The following is a 25,353-nucleotide window of genomic DNA, read 5'->3' as shown; positions in this document are numbered from 1 at the left end:
GGGAGAAAAATGGATATGATTCGGAATACATCTGGAGAAATCTTATCGACTAGTATTTTGTTGGTTATCAATAAATATAAGCAAGTAAAACAACGACAAATTATTCAAAAAGCTGAAAAAGAATATCTTTTTAAATTAAAAACTGAAAGTAAGGTTTTTGATAAAGAATTTGAATTTATAAACGAATTCAAAGAATATTTAGGCGAGGATGCAGATATTAGAATTGAATACGTTTCTGAGATACCACTACTAAGTTCAGGAAAACAAAGAGCTATTGTTAATGAATTTACTGCTTAAATCTTCTTAAATTCTAGAGGTTAACTAAGAGTTCTTTTTGTTTAAAAAGAAGTTAATTTTAGTTAAAAAAATAAAATATAGATTGTATATTTGCCACCGATTCTAAACATAGAATTATAGATATGATGATCACTGCGTTCCCCTTGTCAGATATTAGTCATTTATCTATCTCGTTTCCCCTGTATTTTAAAAATAGAAGTATAGTCAGTTTTTACTGTGCTGTAAATTGTTGTTCGTCATTAAATAAAAGATAAAGTGTATAGACATTTTTTTAAAAGAATATTAGATTTTGGTGTAGCTTTTATGCTACTACTATTCATTTCTCCTTTATTTTTTATAGTAATTGTTTTTTTAGCTGTTGCAAATAATGGCAAACCTTTTTTTGTGCAAAGACGTCCAGGAAAAGATGAAAAAATCTTTAGTATCATTAAGTTCAAAACTATGAATGATCTAAAGGATCAAGAAGGGAACTTATTACCAGATAAAGATAGGATGACTCCTATTGGAACTTTTGTTAGAAAWACATCTCTTGATGAAATTCCGCAGCTGATCAATGTATTAAAAGGTGATATGAGTTTAATAGGCCCAAGGCCTCTGATCATAGAATATTTACCTGTCTATAATGAAACTCAGAAAAAAAGACATAATGTAAGACCTGGAATAACAGGATGGGCTCAGGTAAATGGTAGAAATTCTATTTCTTGGACAAAAAAGTTTGAGTATGATGTTTGGTATGTAAAGAACTGCAGTTTTTTGCTAGATCTGAAAATAATTGGCCTTACACTAAAAAAAGTAATAAAAAAAGAAGATGTGAATTTATCTAATGAGCTTACGTCAGAATGGTTCAACGGTACTAACTAATTAATCGAATTACAAGAATATAGAATGAGTAAAGATTTACAAGTTATAGGCTTAACAAAGAAAATGTTAAGAGAAGCTATTGATAAAAATACTTATTGGAAAAATGATCTTGCTCCTTTACCAAAAAGTAAAGCTATATGGTTAGTAGCAAATAATAGAATAGAAGATGACGACTATTGTGGAGTTTTAGGGTATGAAGGAGACAAAATGATTTCTTTTATTTTTATGTTTCCAGATTTATTAAACGCTAATGACGATCAGCCCAAAAAAGTATATTGGATGATATCTTGGTGGGTTCATAAATCCTATAAAGACACTGTTTTAGGGACATATATTTATAATGAAGCTGTTAATCTTACTGGAAAGCAAGTATTGATTAAATCATATGCAGAAAATGTAACTACGTTTTATGAAAAGCAACCTTTTAAAGTAATTGCATCTCGATTAAGGCATACAATATTCTTCAGTTTAGATGCATCTATGTTAATAGGCAGATTTAAATTTTTAAAATCATTTAAATTTATTTTAGATCGATTTGATAGTGTTGTTGGTTCTATGATTAGATTTTTTAATAGATCTAAATTAAAAAGTAGTGTAAAAGAACTTGCTTATGAGTATGTAAATCAATTAGATAATGATACTTGGCGATTTATAGCGCCATTATGCAAGAGTGATTTAATATATAAAACTAAAGAATATGTTGATTGGCAAATTGATGCTAGCCAATATTTACAGACACCAGTACCAGAAAGACACCCGTATAAATCATTGCAGACAGGAATAAGTAATAATATTTATCTGCACAATCTCAAGATTTTAAAAGATGATGAGATCATTGGATTTTTATCTTATGTCGTAAATTATAATGAATTTAATGTGAAATATTTCCTTGTAGAAAAAGAAGAGAATTACGATATCTGTGTGGATGCACTTATAGAAAATTTTATAAAGCAGGGAACTACTTTTATATTTACTGACGATACAAAATTGTCTGACAATATTACCAAAAGATTTAAGACTATTTTTACCCATAAAGTGACTAAAAAAGGCTTAGCACATAATGATACTAAAGTCGAAACAGAGCATTTTGAAATGTTAAATCGAGATGGACATTTTTATTAATTAATTGCATAACCAATCAAACCATATGGAATTTGTAAAAAGACTTCAGGAATCAATAGAAAAACATGCAGATCATAATGTGTTATGTATCAATAGTGTGTTTTATAATTATCAGAATTTTGCTCAGGAGATATCTAATATAAGAGCAGCAGTAGTTGATACAATTGATGATTCTGAAAAGCTAATCGGTTTGGTAACTAATGATGATATTCAGACTTATGCAAGTATTTTAGCATTATGGTTAGAAGGAAAAGCATATGTTCCGGTAAATCCTGAAGTTCCTTTTGAGCGTAATGCCAAAGTTTTTGAACAAACAGGAACACAATATGTTATCGATTCTTCTGAAAAATCTGTTTATACAGACTACACAGTAATTGCTTCAAAAGAATTATCAAATACTGAAATCAATTTAGTTCCGAAAGATTTTTCTGGTGATGAATTAGCATATATCTTGTTTACTTCAGGTACAACAGGTTTACCTAAAGGAGTTCCAATTACTTTTAATAATGTGCAAGCTCTAGTAGGTGCCATTGATGCCGAACCTACTTTTAATTTAGTTCCCGAAGATAGATGTTTGCAGATGTTCGAACTTACATTTGATTTTTCTGTGGTCACTTATTTATTTCCTTTATTAGCTGGATCATGTATGTATACAATTCCTAAAGGAGCTATCAAATATTTCTACATTTTTAAATTAATAAATGAAGAAAAGTTAACGGTTCTAACCATGGTACCATCAATTATTAACTACTTAAGACCTTATTTTGGAGAGATCAATGCACCAGATGTTAGATATTGTAGTTTTGGAGGAGGAGCTTTGCACAGTGATATAGCAAAAGAATGGAGTGACTGTTTGCCAAATTGCAAAATTTTCAACTACTATGGTCCAACTGAATTTACGGTGTATAGTGGTTTTTATCCATATCACAAAGAGACAGCAACAAAATCTCACAATGGTATCATCGCTATTGGTACACCACAAAAGGACACTTTGTATTTGGTTGTTAATGAAAATAATGAAGAAGTTCCAGTAGGAGAGACAGGTGAGTTGTGTTTAGGAGGACCACAAATTACACCTGGATATTGGAAAAATGAGGAAAGAAATGCAAAAAGCTTTTTCAATCGAGAAGTGAATGGGAAAAGCATAAGATATTACAAAACAGGAGATCTTTGTCTAAAAGATGAAGAAGGGGATTTTCTATATGTAGGTAGAGCAGATTTCCAGGTAAAAATAAGAGGATATAGAGTCGAATTAGCGGAAATAGAGTTTCATGCCAAATCAAAATCAGAAAAGAAAGTGAATATGGTGGCATTAGATATCACCAATGATCTTGGTAACGCAGAACTTGGATTAGCGATAGAGTCCGAAGAATTTGACACCGAATATATTTTCGATCATATGAAATCAATGATGCCTTCTTATATGATTCCAATGCATGTGAGGTTTGTAAAAGAATTTCCTCATAGCATTAATGGTAAAATAGATAGAAAAGAACTAAAGAAACACTTTAACTTAAAATAAAAACTAAAATAACCAATAGATGAACAGAGAAGAGATTTTATCTAAAGTAAGAACAGCATTTATTAGTGTATTAGAACACGAGAATTTCCAACTTTCTGATGAAACCACTGCAAACGATGTTGATGGCTGGGAATCAATAACACATATGATGATCATTACTGAAGTAGAAAAGAGTTTTGGTATTAAATTCAAATTAATGGATCTTATGAACATGAATAATGTTGGAGATTTACTTAATTGTATAGAATCAGAATTACAAGCATAAATGTTATGTATCAGTGGTTTATAAAACGTTTTATAGATTTTACGCTAAGTTTTTTAGGAATATTTTTTTTATCGCCAATTATTCTTTTGTTAATTGTTTTATTAGCAATAGCTAATGATGGAAAACCTTTCTTTTTTCAGAAAAGACCCGGTAAAAAAGAAAGAATTTTCAAAATCATTAAGTTCAAGAGTATGAATGACAAGAAAGATGAGAAAGGAGAATTATTACCCTTTGAACAAAGAATTACTAAAACAGGTAAATTTATAAGGAAATATTCATTAGATGAAATCCCACAATTATTTAATGTTTTGAAGGGTGATATGAGTTTAATTGGTCCGCGTCCTCTTTTAGTAAAGTATTTACCATTATATAACGACGTTCAGAAAAAAAGACATGATGTAAAACCTGGAATAACTGGATGGGCACAGGTAAATGGAAGAAATGCAATTTCTTGGGATGAAAAATTCAAGCTAGATGTGTGGTATACAGAACATATTAGCTTTAAACTAGATCTAAAAATTATCATCAAAACTATAAAGAAAGTTTTGTTTAAAGAAGACATTAATAGTGGCGAAAATGTAAATATGCCTACTTTTACGGGAAACAATTAACCAAACTAAATAAAAACAACTAAAAACTATATTATAAAGAAGTGAAAAATGCGGTAATCATTGGTGCAGGAACACAAGGACAAGTATATGCATCTTACCTAAAAGAAGCTGGGATAAATATCATTGGTTTTATAGATGATAATTCAGAATTAGTAGGTAAAGATGTTATTGGGATACCAGTAATAGGTATGTACAAGGATTTGTTTACAGACGAATTTAAAAATAAAATACAGGATGTATATTGTCCGATTGGTGTGAATGCCGTAAGAGTARAATACTTATCCACACTTAAAAAAGAAGGATATGGTATACCAGGTTTTTTACATCATACCGTTTCTATTGCTCCTGATGTAACAATCGGAGAAGCAGTGTATATGCTTGCAGGAAATATTGTAATGCCACATACAACTATAGGCAACTATATCATGATTAATATGGATAGTACCATTGCGCATCATGTAACTTTAGAAGATGGAGTTTTTATGTCTTCAGGAGTAAATATTGGAGCATTGATCAATGTTAGAAAAAATGCCTACATCGGTATGGGGGTTACGGCAATGACTGGAGTTAAAGAAATTGGAAAAGAAACATTAGTAGGGGCAGGGACAGTTATTATAAAGGACGTCCCAGAATACACTACAGTAGTTGGTAATCCAGCTCGTGTAATAAAAACCAAACAACCATAGGTTATGGATTTTAAAATTAACCACACAGATATCACTTTTATTGGATCAGGAATTTCATCCTCATTCTCTATTTTGAACTTTCTTGATCTTTTAGAAAAGAAACCAATTAAAAAGAAAATATCGCTAACCATTATCGATAAGTATCCGGAGTTTTATACAGGAATTCCCTATGGAATTAGATCTGGATATTCCGTTTTGTTGATTACCTCTTTGAAAAACTTTTTACCGGAACCTGAATTAAGTAAGTTCATAAAATGGCTTAATTCAAATAAAGAACAGCTGCTAGAAGAGTTTAGAAAAGAAGGAGGGCAACTGTCATCAGAATGGTTAGCAACACATAAAGATAGACTTAAGAATAATGAATGGGATGACCTTTTTATTCCACGTCGGTTTTTTGGATGTTATATCGAAGAAAAAGTTAAAAGCACTATTGAAAAATCCGAGAAGGAAAACCGAGTATCGGTGAATTTTATAAATTCTGAAGTAATTGATTTAGAACAAAATGATGGTATTTATAAGCTGTCACTTTGTGATGACAAATTTCTTACTTCCGAAAAAGTAATTGTTTCAGTAGGGTCGCTTCCTACTTTTAAACTATGGGAAGATGAAGATTTAATTGAAAAGGATAATCTAATGTTCATTAATAATCCTTATAAACCAAGTTTAAAAAAGGTATTAAAAGATTTAGAGATCTTCTTGGAACAAAAGAAAGATCATACAATCAATGCTCTAATTGTAGGAGCTAATGCTAGTGGTCTAGAAATGTTATATAAACTAAATGATTTAGATGCGATTTCCTCTAAAATCAATAAGTTTACAATGCTATCTACCCAAGGTCTTTCTCCTGATTCTATTATAGACGAAGAAGGTAAAAAGAAATATCAGCCAAAAAACCTATTGGCTCTTGCAGAGGCTGATCATCTTACAGCAAAGCAAATCGCAGATGCTACCTATAAAGATTTAGACTTGGCTGACGAGATGAAGTTAGGAGCAGCATCAACTGTAGATATTATATCGAAAGCCTTCGGTTCATTGTTGAAAAAATTGGACCAAAAGGAATTAAAAGAGTTTGCTTGTTTATATGGAAATGACATTGGAAGAAGACAACGTTGTGCTGGTTATCATTATTCGAAAACCATAGAATCCTTAAAAGAAGAAAATCGTTTTGAACATATCGCTGGTAGATTTGTAGACATAAACTTGGGTGCTAATGATGAATATTTCTTAAAATATTTAGATACAAAATCTAAAGAAAATGTAATTAGTGAAGATTCAGTTCATTTGGTGTTTAATTGTATTGGGAGTACAAATTTTAAAGCTACCGATATTCCTAAATTGTTGACTAATCTTATCGAAAAGAACCTATGTGTACCAAACGTATCTAATATTGGTTTTGATGTTAATGAATCTTTAGAAGCTAAGAATAACCTACATATAATGGGACCGCTATTGGCAGGTAATATCTTTGAAGGTAATGCTGTATGGCATGTAGAGCATTGTGGTAGAATTATTTGGCTTTCGAATGTGTTAGCCAGTAAGGTCTACGAATATTTTAAGTTATTAGAAACTGAGAAATGAGTTGACTAAAATAATTAAATCTATATACCCCTAGATTGAGAGTATAATAAACCGAAATATCCATACCAAATATTTTTGCATTGAACAACTATAAAATACAAATAAAAGAACTGAATGATTCTGTAGCAATACAGAGTTATAAAGATCTACTTACAAAAAAATGGGGAAATAATGTGTATTATTCGATAGAGCATATACGTTATTTTGGGAAAGAAACGGATCAGTTGAAATGTTTTTTGTTAGAAAAAGATAATGTTCCTATTATTTTGATGCCTTTTGTACTCCGGGAAATTAAGATTAATGAAGTAGATTACCCTTATTATGATGTGATAAGCCCCTATGGTTATAATGGACCATTGTTTAACGATGATGTGACTTCAGAAGATCTTTCTGAGTTTTGGAGATTAGTGGATATTTGGTATAAAGAAAATAATGTAATATCTGAGTTTATTAGGTTTAGTTTAAATTCAAACCATGAAAATTACTCTGGAACCTTAATCAAAACTTTGTCTAATGTAAAAGGTGGATTGCTAGATCAATTTGAAGATCAGTGGAATGCATTTCTTCCAAAGGTTCGAAATAATTATAGAAAAGCGATTAATTATGATCTGACTTTTAAGGTTTTTCATAAAAAGGAGATCAATAAAGACATTATAAAAATCTTCCATAGCATATATGAGGATACGATGACTAGAAATAATGCTGATAAGATTTATTTTTTCTCTAATAAATATTTTGAAGATTTGATTTTATCCAATCTTAATAACTTCTCTATCGTTGTTGTTTATTATAAGGAAATCCCGATTTCTGTAGAACTAATTATTAATTATAATGACATTATTTTCGCTTTTCTAGGAGGGACAAATGCAGAATACTTTAGTTATAGACCGAATGACTTTTTAAGAGTAAAAGTAATAGAATGGGCTATAAATAATGGTAAAAAGTATTATGTTCTTGGAGGAGGAATGAAAGATGGAGATGGATTGTATAAGAATAAAAAATCTCTTTTCCCTAAGGATGAGGATGTAATGTTTTATACAGGTAGAAAAGTTATTAATAAAGAGGTGTATAGCGAGTTATGTTTATCTTCTAGTAAGGAATATGCAGATTTAGATAAAGAGGATCTTGATAAATACTTTTTTCCATATTATAGGCTTAATAATAGATAGTAACAAGGATCCCGAAATTTTAAAGTGTGAAAAAACAGCATATAGATTATTTCTTCGAGCTTTTTGAAAAATGCTCAATACCTAAAATATTTTCAGGAGTACTATCTGAAGGCTCTAATGAGGTTTTAAAAAATCAGAATCATGATCCTTCTTTAATTGAAAGTCCAAGTACTATTTACTCGGTTTTCTTTATTCCAGATTATCTTAAACCAAATCTTGATGACACCAATTTTGTTGTTAAAAAAGTCCCTCAGTTTTTCAAAGGATATGCAATATTTTTGGATGGTTTTTCAAATGCAGATGCGTATATCAAGCATCGTTTTAGAAGTAATGCAAAAGGAATTAGAAGAAGAATTAAAAGATTAGAAAACTGTTTTAATATTTCCTACAAAACATATTACGGTAGTATAGATCAGAATGAGTATGATCAGTATATGGATCAGCTTGAGCAAATGCTAGTTCGTAGATTTGAACAACGTAATGATGTTAGTCAAAGTCTTTTGCGATGGGACTATTATAAGAAAATGTATTTCTCTTTAATTAATGAAAAAAAAGCGTCTATGTTTGTTGCTTTTGATGGAGATCAGCCAATAATAATCTCCTTAAATCATCATTTTGAGAATAGATTATTTAGTGCGATTTCTTCTTATGATATCGATTATTCTAAATTTAGTTTGGGTAGTGTTGAGATTTATAAAAAATTAGATTGGCTTATAGAGAATGATCATGTATCCTATGAAATGGGTATGGGTGATCTAAGTTATAAAAGAGAATGGTGTAATCATATTTATAATTTCGAACATCAAATTATATATCCCAAAAAATCTTTTATAGGAGCTATAAAAGGGAATATTGAATATTGCAAAGTGCTTCTTAAAGAATTCGTTTTTAAAATAGCTTATGTTCGTTATAAAAAGTATAAAGCTAAACGAAAAGAAGTATCTCAAACACCTTCAATACGATATGAAGTTTCCCCAATCGAAGATTTGAAGTATGATGAAAACCTTGAAATAATAGATTATAATTCTGTTGAATATAAGGAGTTAAGAAGAAAAGTCTTTGATTTTTTATATACTAGTATAGATAAGGTTTCAAATGTTAGGGTTGTAGCCCTGTCAGAACAAAAGAAATCATTTTTGATACTAGGTACATCAAAAATGCAAAAGGTAGATATTAGATAATATTGATTACTCCATAGTATCTAAACTCTTGATATAATCAGATATTGATTTTGCGATTAGTGTTCTTCCGTTATCATTCCAGTGCCTGTCATAAATTAGTGTAGTAGACTTCTTGCTTTTCTCAAAATAACTAGAAAAATCAATATATCTAAAACCTTCTTTATTTAGAAATGATAGGAAATAATCACTGGTGATTCTTGAATCTAATAATAAAGTAAATCGATTTTTATCATAACCATACTTAGCAACTAAACTTTGAAAATTTGCTAAATATTTTTTTTCTTTTTCTTTTTGTAAACGTGTTTTTTCTTGTTCATCTATTGTTTTGCTTGGGGCAGGAGGGTTAAGGATATTTTTTAAGCGATACAATAACCTCTGCGGAGGATCGAGAATACCTATACTTTTGCAATAAACAAGTAACTTACTTTTTTTGAGTAATCTATTCATTGGAGATTCTAAAGCTAATCTTCCAGTAACAACTTTGTATTCACCTCTGGTAAGGTCATTGGAGAATTTGATACCCAAAATAACATGATCTATAACTTCAAATTTTTCTTTGTACTCGTATATTAGATGCAATTGATCTGCAAAATCATATCCCGCATATCCATATTCGTAAACTTCAATACCTGGAATAGATGTTTCTATTTTTTTTCCAATAGAATTGTAATAATTTTGATGAAAACCTTCTATAAAAGAATCACCAACAAGAGCTACTTCATACTTGTCTTTTGTGGGAGTAAATTCTCGATAAGAATTAAAACCTGAATTGTTTATATGATATTCCGAAAAATTTTGCCTCCTATTTCCAGTAACTGAAAAACCTTGTTGATTTGGAAGCCATTTCTCTACTTTATGATCATCTAATATTCTGGTTGGAGTATCTTTTCCTAAATGAAACACGCGTACCAGCAATTCTAATGAAATGAGTATCATAAAAAAATACAAAGCACTTTTGAGAATAAGTTTTTTCATATGGTTTATAAAAGTTTAGATAATCATTTTAGAACTGAAAATAAATAAAAGATCGATCTATATTATCATCAAAGAATAACAACATAGCTAATATTATCAATGTATATGCAACAAACCGCACGATTTTCGACTTGAACTTGAAGGGTGACCTTTCATCTCTTCTAATTTGATATTCATAAAGTACAAAAAGCACTAACAAAACAAAATAATCTATCATTCTATATCCTAATGGATGTTCGTAAATCTCGAATCCAAAATTACTATATATCTGTTTGAGAAAACCAAGAGCATCTGTAATGGATTCTGATCTAAAAAACACTCTGGAAAATGTTATTAATGAAAATGTTAATAGGATTTGTAGTATTTCTTTGATAGAAGGGAACCAACTGTTTTCAGCAACTACCGTATTCATATAAATTCGATTACGCCCCATCAAAAAAACTGGAATATATAGAAGTGCATGGATAGCTCCCCAAATAACAAAAGTCCAATTAGCACCGTGCCAAAAACCACTCACTAAAAAAATGATGATAATATTTCTAACAGATTTTAATTTACTCACTCTGCTTCCTCCAAGAGGAATATATACATAGTGTCGAAACCATGTAGATAAAGAAACATGCCATCGCTGCCAATATTCTGCCACATTTCTGGAAAAGTTTGGAAACTTAAAATTTGACATTAATTCTATTCCAAAAAGTTTAGATGTTCCAATGGCAATATCAGAATAACCACTAAAATCTCCATATACTTGAAAACTAAAAAGAGTTACTCCTAATACAAGGGTAGAAGCCGAATACTCGGTATAATTTGCAAAAATATCGTCCACAATGGGAGCAATGGCATCGGCTATTACTACTTTCTTAAAAAGACCCCAAATAATAAGTTTAAGCCCTTCTTTGCATTGAGAATAACTAAAGCTTCTCTTTGTTGTTATTTGTGAAAGTAAATTAGAAGCTCTTTCTATAGGACCTGCTACTAATTGAGGGAAAAAACTAACAAACGTCGCAAAAGATATAAAATCTTTAGTAGGGGCAAGTCTCTTATAATAGATGTCTAACGAATATGACATAGTTTGAAAAGTGTAGAATGATATTCCAACAGGTAATATAATCTGAAGCGTCCAAGAACTATTCATTTCATAACCGAAGATATTGACGAAATCAATCCAAGAATCAATAAAGAAGTTATAATATTTAAAGAATCCTAAAAGCCCAATATTGAAAATAACACTTATCCACAACCATCTTTTTCTTAATGAATCCGATGTAGAACTGTGTATGAGTTGTCCAGTAAAAAAATCTACCGTTGTACTCGCTATAATAAGGAACAAAAAGCGCCAATCCCACATAGCATAAAAAAAATAACTAGCAATAAGAATAAAAATATTCTGGAGTTGTAAGTTTTTTTTGAAAAATAGCCAATATGTAACGAATACAATTGGAAGAAAAATAAAGAAATCTAAAGAATTAAATAACATGAATACTCATTAATATGAAATTCGGGGAAGGTTAGTTTATAATTACTACAGTTGTTATACTGATGCATTTTGAAGGATATAAATTTTGTGCAATTAATTCAATAAATCAAGGATAATCCTATTTTTTTTTATAAAATCCTGTAAATGTGTGGTTTCGATTAGGAGTTTGTAGCATAACAGGGGCAAAACCCCTACATAGAAATAGTTCATTTCCTTGATTGTCGTGCAAAAAAATCTAATATTATTGCAAAACAGTTCTATGAAATTTTGTAGGTAGGAAATTACGGGTAAAACTTTTTGTAATTTTTGGTTAAAAAACGTTAAAAAATGAATTTGAGCATCCATAAATGAATAGTCAACTTAATTTTGTAGGTAAATACTTGAAGTCTATGTAAGAATATATAGTAATTTTCTTACGGTATTTCCCTTGTTTTAATTGCTATTTCGAAATAGTTATGCTGTTAAACGCTTTTTTTACGTATTCTATCTAAAATATTAATTTTTCTAATGATATTAACTCTAACTAAACTATTTTAGCATTGGTTAAAGCAAGTAAGAGTAAAATACAAAATTGGAAGTACTACCCCCTTCTTCCTTACATTTTATTAGATTGTCATGAAAAAGAATCTGGCATTTGTTTCAGTTTGGAGCAATTGTTGAGGATAAATTATTGTTCAATAATTAATGGGGAAAATTATGAATGCAGTAGAATCCAAAAAGATATGGCTTTCTTCACCGCACATGGGGGGAACAGAGCAGGATTATGTCAAACAAGCATTTGACACAAATTGGGTAGCACCGTTAGGGCCAAACGTAGATGGTTTTGAAAATGATATTGAAAACTATCTTGGAAACAATAGTCACGTAGCGGCTATAAGTTCTGGAACAGCAGGGTTACATTTAGGTCTTCAACTTTTAGGCGTTTCACATGGGGATGAAGTGTTATGCCAAAGCTTGACTTTTGCAGCTTCTGCAAATCCAATTACATACTTAGGTGCAAAACCGGTTTTTATTGATAGTGAAAGAGAAACATGGAATATATGTCCAGAGCAATTGGAAATTGCAATAAAGGATAGAATTTCAAAAGGAAAAACGCCAAAAGCTATCATTGCAGTTCACTTATATGGTATGCCATATTTAGTTGAAAAAATTCACAAGGTTGCATCTGATTATAACATTCCTATTTTAGAAGATAGTGCAGAATCTCTAGGAAGTTCTTATCATGGAATTAAGTGTGGAACTTTTGGAGATATCGCAATTTTATCTTTCAACGGAAATAAGATTATAACGACTTCTGGAGGAGGTGCTTTAATAGCTAAAAGCTCAGAATTAAAAGAAAAAGCAATTTTTCTATCTACTCAAGCTAGAGATAACGCTCCACATTATCAACATTCTGAAATCGGTTATAACTATAGAATGAGTAATATCATTGCTGGTATAGGACGAGGGCAGATGGAAGTATTAGAAAAACATGTAGGTTACAGGCGTAATAATTTTGATTATTATAAAAAGAATCTAAGCGATTTGTCAGAAGTAAAATTCTTGGAAGAGCCAAAAGGGTTTTATTCTAACAGATGGCTAACTTGTATAGAGACCACTTCTTACGAAGTTAGAGAAAAATTAAGATTAGCATTAGCTAAGGAAAATATTGAATCACGACCACTATGGAAACCCATGCATCTTCAACCTGTTTTTGCAGATTGTGATGCTTACCTCAATGGAATTTCCGATGATCTATTTGATCGTGGACTTTGCCTACCCAGCGGGTCCAATCTTGAAGAAGAAGATTTATTTAGAATTGTATCGGTAATTAAAAACGAATTGAGATGATAAAGGATTACATAATAAATAACTCACATAAGCATGCATCTAAATGGCTTGTATTATCTATTGATATTGCAATTACCATTTTTAATTTCTTTTTAGCTTATGTAGTTAGATTTGGTATTACCTTCGATTTTGATCTGACCAATTTCGTATACCAAATACCGGTCATGACAGTGTTAGCAGGAATTAGTTTTTTGCTTATAGGTTCTTATAAAGGTGTAGTTAGACACACAGGTATGAGAGATGCCTATAATTTATTTTTGGCGGTGACTGTTTTAATAGCACTAAGTGGTGCATTAATGGTTTCAAGTAGACTGTCATTAATTCCTGAACTATTAAATATACCTGTATCTATAATATGTGTGCATTATTTACTTAATATCATTACACTAACTACTAGTCGTTTGATTTTTAAGTATTGCTACCTTTATGTAAAATCAAAATTAGGTGATTCTTCAAGAGTGATGATTTATGGTGCTGGTGATTCAGGATTAATTACACTAGCTGCTATTACCAATGATTCTCATAAATCTGTTACCGTAGTTGGTTTTATTGATGATAATCCGCAGAAAACAGGAAAAACAATAAACGGAATTAAGGTATATCGTTCTCAAGCGATTACTCAAAATTACATAGCAAAACATAACATAACTGAAATAATTGTTTCAATTCCTCATATTGATAAACAACGTTTGTCTGAGATATCAGACAACCTACTTAAATTATCTGTTAAAGTTAAGATTATACCAGCTATTAATGATTGGATTGATGGAAAGTTAAATGTTTCGCAAATTAAGCAAATTCAAATTGAAGATTTGTTAGATAGAGCGCCAATAGCCCTGGAGAATCAAAATATAAAAAGAGAATTACATGATAAAGTAATCATGATTACTGGTGCTGCTGGATCTATTGGAAGCGAGATAGTTAGACAAGCTTCTTTCTATAGTTATAGACATTTGGTTTTGGTGGATCAGGCTGAGTCTCCTTTATACGATTTACAACAAGAATTATTAAGTAAGGGAGTAAGTAATTTTACACCTATTGTTGCGGATATTAGAGATCATCAACGTATCGAAACTATTTTCGAAAGGTTTAGACCAAATATGGTTTTTCATGCAGCAGCCTACAAACATGTTCCGTTGATGGAAAATAATCCTTGTGAGGCTATTAAAATTAATGTTTTAGGAACAAGAAAACTTGCTGATTTATCTTCTGAATTTGGAGTAGATAAGTTTGTGTTTGTTTCTACGGATAAAGCTGTGAACCCTACTAACGTAATGGGAGCTACCAAAAGAGTAGCAGAAATGTATATAAAGTGCCTTCATAGAACTAGCAAGACTAAATTTATAACTACCAGATTTGGAAATGTCCTTGGTTCAAACGGTTCTGTGATTCCACTATTCAAAAAGCAGATTGAAAAAGGAGGGCCGCTTACAGTAACACATAAAGATGTTACACGTTTCTTTATGACAATACCAGAGGCTTCTCAACTAGTTATTGAAGCAGGTACAATGGGTAACGGAGGAGAGATTTTTATATTCGATATGGGCGAGTCTGTTAAAATATTTGATCTAGCTAAAAAGATGATAAGATTATCAGGATTGAACTATCCAAATGATATTGATATCGAAATAACTGGTTTGAGACCAGGCGAGAAGTTATATGAGGAACTTTTAGCTGATACGGAAAATACATTACCAACTTATCATAAAAAAATAATGATAAGTAAGCATGATGAAGATGATTGTCCACTTATTATGGACAAAATAGATGATTTATGTATTATGAATCTATTGAATCAGGATCATAAAATTGTAGGTAAGCTTAAAGAAATCGTTCCAGAATTTATTTCTAAGAATTCTACATTCGAAAGTATAGACATTAAAAACAAAGAAACTGATAAAAAAAATCAGAAAGTTTTAGTTTAGTCTTCTTGCTAAAATAATTGTATTAAACAAGAATATTATTCTATTTTTGTTTAACGATAGAAATGCCCTAAAGAAAAAGAACTTAAAAATATGCGTTCATACAACATTTTACTATTATTAGTAATAACAGCCTTTACTTTTTCTTGTAAAACACCAACAAATGTTGTGTATTTTCAGGAATCACAAGATTTGGAAAAAATTAAATCTGCCAATTCATTTACACCGGTTTTTAAAGTTGATGATGTGGTAAGTATTATGGTTTCAGCAACAGATATGGATGCTGCCAGACCATTTAATTTAATGCAAGGATCAAGTTTGCCAGTAGCTGGTGATGCCTCTGGTGCAGGGTCTGCAGCTAATGGTGGAGGAGAGCCAACTTATTTGATTGATGAAGAAGGAAATATAGATTTTCCGGTTTTGGGTAAATTAAAAATTTCTGGTTTAACTAGGGTTCAGATAAAGGATATGATTAAGGAAAAACTTAAGGTATATATCAAAGATCCAATAGTAAATGTTAGACTGAAAAATTTTAAAATTACGGTGATAGGAGAAGTAGGCCAGCCTGGATCTTTTACAATTCCAAATGAAAGAATTACTATTATAGAAGCAATTGGCTTAGCGGGAGATTTAACAATTATGGGAAAACGCGGTAATGTAATGGTAATCCGTGAAAATGATGGTGTGAACACATATCATAGAGTGGATCTTACTTCTAAATCTATTTTTGACTCTCCTGTTTATTATCTTGCACAGAATGATGTGTTGTATGTAGAGCCAAATGAGGCTAGGGTGAAAAATTCCAAAGGTAACGATAATACTGTAGGAGTTGTGTTAAGTATTATAAGTGTTGGGCTCGCTGCATTAGCACTTATTTTAAGATAGATAGCGTATGATTTCAAATAATAGTACTGATAGCAACAACACTTTTGCTAATAATGCTCCTAAATCTAGCTTTAATTTTAGAGATGAGATCCTAAAGTATGTAAGAAAGTGGTATTGGTTTTTGATTAGTGTTGTCATTTTTGGAACACTTGCCTATGTACATATTCGCTACACAATTCCTCAATACAATGTTTCAGGGACTATTTTAATTTCTCAGGAAGAAAGCGTAAGCGAATCCGAATTATCAGCATTTAAAGATCTTGGATTATTGGATGATTCTCAAAATAAGATCGAAAATGAGATTCAGATTATGAAATCTAGGACACTACTAACCAATGTAGTGAATAATCTAAAGCTTAACGTACAGTATTTTACTAAAGGTAGAGTATTAGAAACGGAAAACTATCCTAAATCATTAGTAGAGATCAACTTTTTATCGGCAGATTCTATTGTTCATACAAAATCTAAAGATTTCCGAGTATTAATCAACTCAGAAACCTCTTTCTCTTTTGTAGATAAAGAAGGTCAAAAATTAAGTGATCATTCTTTTGGAAAAACAATTAATACAAGTGTAGGTGATATTGTTATCACACCTAGTATTGAAGATATAGAAACTAATAAGGGCGATGTTATTCATATAAAGATTACTCCGGTAAATATCGTAGCACAGAGCTATCGAAATAAGTTATCTATTATTACGATTGGTAAAGGATCATCTATAGTTAAACTTTCTTTGAATGATCCTGTAAAAGAAAAGGCTAAAGATATTATCAATAATCTTGTAGAAGAATATAATAAGTCTACTATCGAAAATAAAAAGATAACTTCTGCTCGTACAGCTGGATTTATTAATGAGCGATTAGAACTTATTTCTGGAGATTTATCTGCGGTTGATGATGAAGCAGCAGGATATAAATCCAAATTTGGATTAACGAATGATGTATCTGCTCAAACGCAAAGAGTAGCGGATATAGATTCTAGAAATATTCAGGAAATCAATCGGTTAGAAACTCAATTAAGACAAATTGAATCCACTAGGCGTTTTGTGTTAAGTCAGGATGGGAAATATGACATACTTCCGTCTACACTTGGATTTGATGATCCTTCTATTACTTCTACCGTAGCTCGTTACAATCAATTAATTAGTCAACGAAAACGATTATTAAAATCATCTAGTGAACAAAACCCAGTAGTTGTAAATATTGTAGAACAGATTAATTCACTAAGACAAGGCTTAATTGCTAGTTTAAATGGAGCTAAAAGCTCCATCAATATAAATTTAAATAGTTTACGTACGCAGGATAAGTATTTTAGTGGACAACTATACAATGCTCCTTTAAGACAAAAAGAACTTACTGCAATTGGTAGAGAACAAGGAATTAAAGAGCAATTGTATTTATATTTATTACAAAAGCGGGAAGAGGCAGAAATCACAAGTCATATAACTTTATCTAATGCTCGTGTTATCGATAAAGCTTCTACATTGGGATCTTATCCAGTATCTCCAAATAAGAAAATGATTTATTTTGGAGCGATATTTTTCGGTTTTGCGCTTCCATTTTTGACAATTTATTTATTAGATCTGTTTAATACCAAAGTAAACTCTAGAGAAGATTTAGAAAGATCGTTGTCAATGCCTATTTTAGGAGCGATACCTAAAACAAAAAATAAGAAAAGTAAAATTATTGTTTCTAGAAACAGTAGATCCTCAGTGGCAGAGGCATTTAGAATTTTAAGAACGAATCTTGGATTCTTAATGGCTGGTACAAATAAGGAAACTGGCAAAGTAATCTTTGTTACTTCTACAATTTCTGGAGAAGGAAAGACTCTTGTCTCATCTAATCTTGCAAAAACATTAGCAATATCAGGAAAAAAAATCGCGTATTTGGGAACAGATTTTAGAGATCCTAAATTCCATAATTTTTTCGAGCTTCCTAAAGGTAAGGATACACCTGGATTTACAAATTTTATAATGAATTCAGATATTAAACCAGAAGATGTGATTTATGAACAAGGAGAGCATGATCCTTTGTTTGTAGTTCCTTCTGGAGCAATCCCTCCAAACCCTGCAGAATTACTTATGAATGATAGGGTTAAGGAAATGTTTGAATACTTAGGAGAGCACTATGATTATATAGTCGTGGATACTGCACCAGTAAGCCTTGTAACAGATACTTTGTTAATTGGGCATTTTTCAGATTTAAGTATCTATATAGTTCGTGAAAACTACTCTGACAAACGAATCTTACAAGTTCCTGAGAACTTCTATAGAGAAAAGCGCTTGCCAAATATGGCTGTATTATTAAATGCTGCTGGTGATAAAGTAGGATACGGTTATGGATATGGATACGGTGCCAAAGATTAATGAAAAACTGAATTGTTTTGCATTAACTGATTGACTTTATCTGCATGTTTTGGTAAAAACCCTTTTTCTAAAGCTTCATATTGTTGATAGTTATGCACATCAGAACCAGCAAAATCAAAAAGATGCTCTGAAAGAAGTTTAATAGCTGTATTTTTTACTTTTTCTCCATAATATCCAGACATGGAAAGCAAATTGAGTTGAAATAAAAATCCAGACTCCTTCAATTCTTGAAATTTAGTAAGGTCATTTTGATAATAACTATATCTTTCTGGATGAGCCAAAATAGGAGTGAAGCCTTTTAATTTAATTTCAAAAAGAAGTTCGTTAAGGTTAATTGGTGGATTAAACGTTGACATCTCAACTAAAATGTAGTTCGTATGCAAAGGAAGAATATCTTCTTTTTGTATTCTGTTATAAAATAAATCATCTAGCATATATTCTGCACTAGTCTCCAACTGTATTTCAATATCTAATGAAGATAGTACGCGCTTCATTTCCATATGCTTGTTTTGTATGACATCACTTGTATTGGGCCATACTTCATTCATGATATGCGGAGTGGTAATGATTTTTGTAAGTCCTAATTTTTGAAACTGCTCGATAATATAGGCGGATTGATAAACGGTTTTTACACCATCATCGATACCTGGTAGTAAATGAGAATGTATATCCACATAACCTTTAGGTAGGATATCTTTAAGATGAATTTCTTTTTTTGATAAAAAATGCAACGTGTTCGTTATAGTTTTGGGGTTATTAAAGTGATATACTTTAATATAGCTCATAAGTTTCCCTTATTAACTTATATCAAGCTACTTACAAAAGTAAAAATTATTATATAAAAAAAACTGCTCAAGAAGTAAAACTTCTATAAGCAGTTTTCGGATTATTGAAATATGCTTCGTTTAGTGTCTAGTTATATCACCAGATCCTGACACTTTTTTATCTTCTTTTTCTGGATTTCCTTGATAATCAATATCTCCAGATCCTGTTACTCTTGCTTTTAAATACGAAGTAGAAGTCACTTTGATATCACCGGATCCCGTAACAGATGCAACTACATCTTTAGCTTTTAAATCATAAGCTTTTAAATCACCAGATCCTGTAACGGTACATTCAAGATTATCTGCAGTTCCTTTTAAAACTAAATCTCCACTTCCTGAAACTGAGCTTTCTATGGTATTAGCTTCTACTGCCAATCTCACATCACCAGATCCTGAGACGCTTGTCTTAAAATTGGAAGCTTTGATAACATCTTCACTGTATACATCTCCTGAACCAGTAAGACTTACTTTACTTAGATCTTTAAAAGGTACTGTGATAACTAACTTTTTGTTTCTACTTACTTTAAGATAATACCCTTTTTCTACATAAATTTTGAGAGCATCTCCGTCAACTTCTGTCACTACATATGGAATAAGATTACTTTCTCCTTCAACTGTGATTTTTCCTTCAGTGCCAGATATAAGAGAAACATCAAGACTTCCTTTTACTTTTACCTGATCATAATCTGATAGATTTCTTGTTTTGGTAACCATATTACCATCACCTACTACTTTTTTGCCGTTTCCCCACCATTGTGCGTTAACTGTAGTAATACTGCACAAGGCTAAACTTAAAATGATTGTTACTGTTCTCATAATTGATTGAATATTTGAATAATTAATTTTTTCTTAGTTTGACACTACCATAACTAGTAGAAATATCGATTGAATTTCCACTATTTTTCTGACCATTATAACCACTGTAATTTTTATCGGTATTTTCTTTATTCTTTTTCATGATATTTATATCATCATCTAGGCTTATTCCTCCGTATGAAGTTCTAATAGAGAAATCAAAATTGAAATTTGGATTATACCTTATACCAACACCAGTATAGTCGGTTCTGATAGTGACACTTTTTGTAGTTGGTTCTAAATTATCTATAGATATGGATCCGTAATCAGAATTAATACTAACACTTGTACTTACATTGCCAATTTTAGTGTCAAGATAGTCTCCATTTCCTTTAAATACTCCAACGTTTTCTACTTTTAAACTACCATAATCACAATTGTAATTTAATTCTTTGATCGCTTTTATTTTAGATTTGGTATAATCTGCATTAAGAAGTATGTTTTCACCATTTTCTAATGTAAAATCCGAATAATCAGCACTAATTTTTCCAGCTTTCATATATTTAATAGTGCTATTGTGTGTATAGTCGAAACTTAAATAGTTTTCATCACCCATTAATTCACCAACAATCACTTGACCATAATCACAACTTAGTTTAGCATTTCCTTTAATTTTATCAAGAGTAATACTACCATAATCATTGCTTAATTGCACATTATTAGTGGTTGGAACTTTAACATTATAATTAATCTCCATTTTCAGATTATTTCCATTCCAGCCATCAGAAAACTTAGACCACCATGATTTTCCTTCTTTATTAAATGTAGTTTTAGCACTTACTAACGAGGCACTTGATTCAAAATCTACATCAATACTTTCTAGTTTTTTGATAACTTTTTCTTCATCGTTACCATTAACTTTAATGGTAATCTCCATTACAACTTTATTTTGATCCCAAGAAGTAATATCTAGATTTCCGTAATCATTACTAATTTTTAATAAGGCATCGCTATTTACGGAAAATTCCTTCTTTAACGATTTTTCCTTTGTATACTTTCCTTTTCTTCCATTAACACCATTATTTGCTAGTACCAGAGTCGGAATAAGAAACAAAAAGCATAAAATTTTATAGTATGTTGGTTTCATTTTCAGTTAATTTTAATTTGTTGATATTGTTCATTTTTTCAAGTACATTTTCTAAAAGAGAAGCACGTTGTTGAAAATTCTTAATCATCGCACTAATAACTCTTTTATCATTATTACTTTCTACCAGATCTTTTTTCAAGATTTCATAGCTAGCTTCTAATTTTTCTAATTGCTCCATTGCATCTGCAACCAATGCTTTTGTTTCTGCTGATGAATTGTTATCAATTTCTTCTAATTGTGCCTGGATGGCTACTGTAAAGAAATTTTGGGTTTCCTCCATTTGAGGAGAAACACTTGCTAATTCAGCTTTGTCATTAGTTTGAAAGATAGGAGCAATCGACATCACGCCAACCAATATTGCTATAGATGCAGCAATAGCTAGTGGTTTTATCCAATTTCGTTTTTTAGGTTTCAAAGCAATCACTTGATTTTGTGCTTGTAATTTTTCTAAGAAACGAAGTCTATGATCAGCTGATGGTTCATATACATCAAGTTGATTTTCCATACGTTCAAATAATTTGTCGATTTCATCTTCAGTATTCATGCAACTACTAATTTTTTTCGTAAACTTTCTTTTGCGCGGGAAATTAGTGTACGACAGTTAGAATAAGATATATTCAATATTTCGCAAATTTCCTCGTAATCATACCCTTCAATTAAGTGCAATGACAACGCTGTGCTATAGCTTTCTTTTAATTCTTTCAATGTTTGTAAGACCGCATTTGCTTTTACACTTGTTAAATCTTCTCTTACAACCCCTTCTGTTTCATCTGTAAGTGCATACGATACGGCTTCTAAAGGGACCTCACCATAGGTAGTACGCTTACGAGATATTGTAAGACTAGAATTAACCACTATTTTTTTTAACCAAGAACCAAATAATTTACTATCCTCTAACATAGATAATTTGGTAAAAGCAGTTAGAAATGCTTCTTGCATAATATCTTCGGCTTCTGCAGAATCTTTTATAATCCTAAAAGCAGTATTGTACATAGCTTTATAATAGCGATTATAAATTTCCATCTGCGCTCCTTGATCTTGTTTTTAGATTTGATAGTTAGATTTAATTAATTTTTACAATAATGTCATTTTGTTCAAATGACAAAATGACTTTGATATATACTTATGACAAAATCCAAATTAACAACTCTTGACAGTTTGTCATGTCAAGGAATAAATGAAGATGCAGAATTAATTCCTTTAATGACACCAGAAGATGAAGAGGAAATTGACAAAGAAGATTTACCGGAAGTCCTTCCAATATTGCCTTTAAGGAATACTGTTTTATTTCCTGGAGTGGTAATTCCTATAACTGCGGGTAGAGATAAATCCATTAAACTTTTAAATGAAGCAAATAATGKAAATAAAACGATCGGGGTCGTTTCCCAAAAAGAAGAAGATGTAGAAAACCCAGGTTCGAAAGATATAAATGATATTGGTGTTGTTGCGAGAATCTTAAGAGTTCTTAAAATGCCTGATGGTAATACTACGGTTATTTTACAAGGAAAAAAGAGATTTAAGATCGATAACATTATAGAAGAAGATCCTTATATCAAAGCAAAGGTTATCGAGGTTCCTGAAACGAGACCAGCGAAAGAAAATCAAGAATTTAATACGATTATTGATTCTATTAAGGACCTAGCTTTGGAGATTATTAAGGAAAGTCCAAATATTCCTTCTGAAGCATCTTTTGCTATAAAAAATATTGAGAGTAATTCTTTTCTGATCAATTTTGTTTCTTCAAATCTTAATTTGCCAGTAGAGGAAAAACAAAAAATATTAGAAATTGATAGTATTAAGGATAGAGCGCTTGCCACTTTGAAATATATGAATCTTGAGTTCCAAAAGTTAGAACTAAGGAATGATATTCAAAACAAAGTGCAACATGACATGAGTCAGCAACAACGTGAATACTTCCTTCATCAACAGATGAAAACTATTCAAGAGGAGCTTGGAGGTGTATCGCATGAGGATGAAATTGAGGAGATGCAAGCCCGTAGTAAGAATAAGAAATGGGACGATAAAGTACAAAAGCATTTTGACAAAGAATTGGCTAAAATGCGACGTATGAACCCTCAGGTTGCAGAGTATTCTATACAGCGCAATTATCTAGATTTATTTCTGGATCTTCCTTGGAATGAATTTAGTCAGGATCAGTTTGATCTAAAGCGTGCAAAGAAAATTTTGGATAGAGATCATTATGGATTAGATGAAGTAAAGAAACGTATCATTGAATATTTAGCAGTGCTAAAGCTTAGAAATGATATGAAATCTCCTATCTTATGTTTGTATGGACCTCCAGGAGTTGGAAAAACTTCATTAGGTAAATCTATTGCTGAAGCATTGGGTAGGGAATATGTACGAATTTCTTTAGGAGGATTAAGAGATGAAGCCGAGATACGTGGACACAGAAAGACATATATCGGAGCCATGCCAGGTAGAATAATTCAGAGTCTTAAAAAAGCAGGTACTAGTAATCCAGTGTTTGTTTTGGATGAGATTGATAAACTATCTGTAGGAAATCAGGGAGATCCCTCTTCGGCTTTGTTAGAAGTGTTAGATCCGGAACAAAACTCTGAATTCCATGACAATTTCTTAGAAATGGGATTTGATCTTTCCAAAGTAATGTTTATTGCTACATCTAATAGTTTAAATACTATCCAGCCAGCACTACGTGATCGTATGGAAATTATAAATGTTACGGGATATACAATCGAAGAGAAAGTAGAAATAGCAAAACAGCATTTATTACCAAAACAATTAGTAGAACATGGATTGGATAAATCCCATCTTAAGATCGGAAAAGTTCAATTAGAAAAAATTGTTGAAGGATATACAAGAGAATCTGGTGTTCGAGGATTAGAAAAACAAATTGCTAAAATGGTTCGTTATGCAGCTAAAAACATAGCAATGGAAGAATCATATAATGTAAAAGTGAATAATGATGATGTTTTAGAAGTTCTTGGAGTTCCTAGATTAGAAAGAGATAAGTATGAAAATAATGAGGTAGCTGGAGTAGTAACTGGTTTGGCTTGGACCAGCGTTGGTGGTGATATACTATTTATAGAATCAATCTTATCAAAAGGTAAAGGAAATCTCACTATTACTGGTAATCTTGGTAAGGTGATGAAAGAATCTGCAACGATTGCAATGGAATATATCAAAGCAAATGCAGATGTTTTAGGAATTAATCCTGAAATTTTCAGTAACTATAATGTCCATATTCATGTTCCTGAAGGAGCAACTCCAAAAGATGGTCCTAGTGCAGGAATTACGATGCTTACATCTTTAGTTTCTTTATTTACTCAAAGAAAAGTAAAAAAGAGTATTGCAATGACTGGTGAAATTACCTTAAGAGGAAAAGTATTACCAGTAGGAGGAATTAAAGAAAAAATACTTGCCGCCAAAAGAGCTCACATTAAAGAAATTTTACTTTGTGAAGACAACAAAAGAGATATTGATGAAATAAAACAGGAGTATCTCAAAGGATTAAAATTTCATTATGTAAAAGAGATGAGCGAGGTTTTAGATTTAGCATTGACTAAGACAAAGGTTAAAAACGCTAAAAAGCTATAAATCAAATAATAAAAAACTATTACAATCATTTCCTTTTCTTAAGGAAATGATTTTTTTATACTTTTTTTGAACTGAAAGATGTTGATTTTACTGGGGTTTTAAATTTTTAGTGCTTTTTTTATGAAAATTTTAATAAAAGAGTGTAACAAATTTTAATTACATACGTCATATAAGTGTAAGCAGTAGAGAAATCAACAAAATCTATTACTAGATAAAACGGAAGTTGAATTGAATACTATAAAGAGGGTAGATCCTGATACTT

General features: G+C 31.0%; 21 protein-coding genes and 1 pseudogene. 15 read left to right on the top strand and 7 right to left on the bottom strand.

Annotated features, from left to right (window positions below; translation table 11 throughout):
- From GBO31_RS13650 to GBO31_RS13605, 10 genes and pseudogenes are all read left to right on the top strand, one after another.
- A pseudogene (locus tag GBO31_RS13650) lies at window positions 1-297 on the top strand (CoF synthetase); the annotation flags it as partial.
- 255 nt (window positions 298-552) lie between these two features.
- Window positions 553-1,158 (top strand): sugar transferase, encoded by a 606-nt coding sequence (locus GBO31_RS13645; RefSeq protein ID WP_219008914.1) that lies wholly within the window; start codon window positions 553-555, stop codon window positions 1,156-1,158.
- A gap of 24 nt (window positions 1,159-1,182) precedes the next feature.
- Entirely contained in the window at window positions 1,183-2,280 is a 1,098-nt protein-coding gene (locus GBO31_RS13640) for a hypothetical protein (protein WP_219008913.1), read from the top strand.
- Window positions 2,281-2,305: 25 nt separating this feature from the next.
- A complete protein-coding gene (locus GBO31_RS13635) occupies window positions 2,306-3,802 on the top strand; it encodes an AMP-binding protein (protein WP_219008912.1) in 1,497 nt (498 codons plus the stop codon).
- 19 nt (window positions 3,803-3,821) lie between these two features.
- Complete coding sequence (locus GBO31_RS13630) at window positions 3,822-4,067, top strand: acyl carrier protein (RefSeq protein ID WP_219008911.1); 246 nt, start codon at window positions 3,822-3,824, stop codon at window positions 4,065-4,067.
- 5 nt (window positions 4,068-4,072) lie between these two features.
- The gene (locus tag GBO31_RS13625; protein ID WP_219008910.1) at window positions 4,073-4,678 is read left to right on the top strand and encodes a sugar transferase; all 606 of its coding nucleotides are present in this window, start codon (window positions 4,073-4,075) and stop codon (window positions 4,676-4,678) included.
- Between the two features lie 41 nt (window positions 4,679-4,719).
- The gene (locus GBO31_RS27320; RefSeq protein WP_219008909.1) at window positions 4,720-5,364 is read left to right on the top strand and encodes a sialic acid O-acetyltransferase; all 645 of its coding nucleotides are present in this window, start codon (window positions 4,720-4,722) and stop codon (window positions 5,362-5,364) included.
- Between the two features lie 3 nt (window positions 5,365-5,367).
- Window positions 5,368-6,942: an FAD/NAD(P)-binding protein gene (locus GBO31_RS13615; protein ID WP_219008908.1), complete on the top strand. Its 1,575-nt coding sequence runs from the start codon at window positions 5,368-5,370 to the stop codon at window positions 6,940-6,942.
- A gap of 80 nt (window positions 6,943-7,022) precedes the next feature.
- Window positions 7,023-8,111, top strand: coding sequence for a GNAT family N-acetyltransferase (locus GBO31_RS13610; RefSeq protein ID WP_219008907.1), 1,089 nt, complete (start codon window positions 7,023-7,025; stop codon window positions 8,109-8,111).
- A gap of 26 nt (window positions 8,112-8,137) precedes the next feature.
- A complete protein-coding gene (locus tag GBO31_RS13605) occupies window positions 8,138-9,292 on the top strand; it encodes a GNAT family N-acetyltransferase (RefSeq protein ID WP_219008906.1) in 1,155 nt (384 codons plus the stop codon).
- 6 nt (window positions 9,293-9,298) lie between these two features.
- On the opposite strand, the gene GBO31_RS13600 is transcribed toward GBO31_RS13605, so the two are convergent.
- Together GBO31_RS13600 and GBO31_RS13595 are read right to left on the bottom strand one after the other, a co-directional pair.
- Window positions 9,299-10,267, bottom strand: a complete 969-nt coding sequence (locus GBO31_RS13600; RefSeq protein ID WP_219008905.1) for a hypothetical protein — start codon at window positions 10,265-10,267, stop codon at window positions 9,299-9,301.
- A 28-nt stretch (window positions 10,268-10,295) separates the two neighbouring features.
- A complete protein-coding gene (locus GBO31_RS13595; RefSeq protein WP_219008904.1) occupies window positions 10,296-11,747 on the bottom strand; it encodes an MBOAT family O-acyltransferase in 1,452 nt (483 codons plus the stop codon).
- Window positions 11,748-12,443: 696 nt separating this feature from the next.
- Here GBO31_RS13595 and GBO31_RS13590 point away from each other — a divergent pair.
- From GBO31_RS13590 to GBO31_RS13575, 4 genes are all read left to right on the top strand, one after another.
- Complete coding sequence (locus tag GBO31_RS13590) at window positions 12,444-13,577, top strand: DegT/DnrJ/EryC1/StrS family aminotransferase (protein WP_219008903.1); 1,134 nt, start codon at window positions 12,444-12,446, stop codon at window positions 13,575-13,577.
- The gene (locus GBO31_RS13585; protein WP_219008902.1) at window positions 13,574-15,502 is read left to right on the top strand and encodes a polysaccharide biosynthesis protein; all 1,929 of its coding nucleotides are present in this window, start codon (window positions 13,574-13,576) and stop codon (window positions 15,500-15,502) included. Before GBO31_RS13590 ends, GBO31_RS13585 begins: the two co-directional genes overlap by 4 nt.
- 90 nt (window positions 15,503-15,592) lie before the next feature.
- Complete coding sequence (locus GBO31_RS13580; RefSeq protein ID WP_219008901.1) at window positions 15,593-16,384, top strand: polysaccharide biosynthesis/export family protein; 792 nt, start codon at window positions 15,593-15,595, stop codon at window positions 16,382-16,384.
- 7 nt (window positions 16,385-16,391) lie between these two features.
- Entirely contained in the window at window positions 16,392-18,749 is a 2,358-nt protein-coding gene (locus tag GBO31_RS13575) for a GumC family protein (protein WP_219008900.1), read from the top strand.
- Here GBO31_RS13575 and GBO31_RS13570 read toward each other — a convergent pair.
- From GBO31_RS13570 to GBO31_RS13550, 5 genes are all read right to left on the bottom strand, one after another.
- Window positions 18,746-19,534, bottom strand: a complete 789-nt coding sequence (locus tag GBO31_RS13570; RefSeq protein WP_219008899.1) for a tyrosine-protein phosphatase — start codon at window positions 19,532-19,534, stop codon at window positions 18,746-18,748. The two genes, GBO31_RS13575 and GBO31_RS13570, sit on opposite strands and share 4 nt — an antisense overlap.
- A 120-nt stretch (window positions 19,535-19,654) precedes the next feature.
- Window positions 19,655-20,389, bottom strand: a complete 735-nt coding sequence (locus GBO31_RS13565) for a head GIN domain-containing protein (protein ID WP_219008898.1) — start codon at window positions 20,387-20,389, stop codon at window positions 19,655-19,657.
- A 22-nt stretch (window positions 20,390-20,411) separates the two neighbouring features.
- Complete coding sequence (locus GBO31_RS13560; protein ID WP_219008897.1) at window positions 20,412-21,515, bottom strand: DUF4097 family beta strand repeat-containing protein; 1,104 nt, start codon at window positions 21,513-21,515, stop codon at window positions 20,412-20,414.
- Window positions 21,496-22,059, bottom strand: coding sequence for a hypothetical protein (locus tag GBO31_RS13555; RefSeq protein ID WP_219008896.1), 564 nt, complete (start codon window positions 22,057-22,059; stop codon window positions 21,496-21,498). The genes GBO31_RS13560 and GBO31_RS13555 overlap by 20 nt, the downstream gene beginning before the upstream one ends.
- A complete protein-coding gene (locus GBO31_RS13550) occupies window positions 22,056-22,538 on the bottom strand; it encodes an RNA polymerase sigma factor (RefSeq protein WP_219008895.1) in 483 nt (160 codons plus the stop codon). Before GBO31_RS13550 ends, GBO31_RS13555 begins: the two co-directional genes overlap by 4 nt.
- A gap of 102 nt (window positions 22,539-22,640) precedes the next feature.
- Here GBO31_RS13550 and lon point away from each other — a divergent pair, with 102 nt between their 5' ends.
- Window positions 22,641-25,091: an endopeptidase La gene (lon, locus tag GBO31_RS13545; protein WP_219008894.1), complete on the top strand. Its 2,451-nt coding sequence runs from the start codon at window positions 22,641-22,643 to the stop codon at window positions 25,089-25,091.
- The last annotated feature ends 262 nt before the right edge of the window (window positions 25,092-25,353 follow it).

The organism is Aquimarina litoralis (assembly GCF_019295435.1).
GTDB classification, from domain to species: domain Bacteria; phylum Bacteroidota; class Bacteroidia; order Flavobacteriales; family Flavobacteriaceae; genus Aquimarina; species Aquimarina litoralis_A.
Note: the sequence above shows the minus strand (reverse complement) of the source record. Positions and strands in the feature narration are given on the sequence as shown.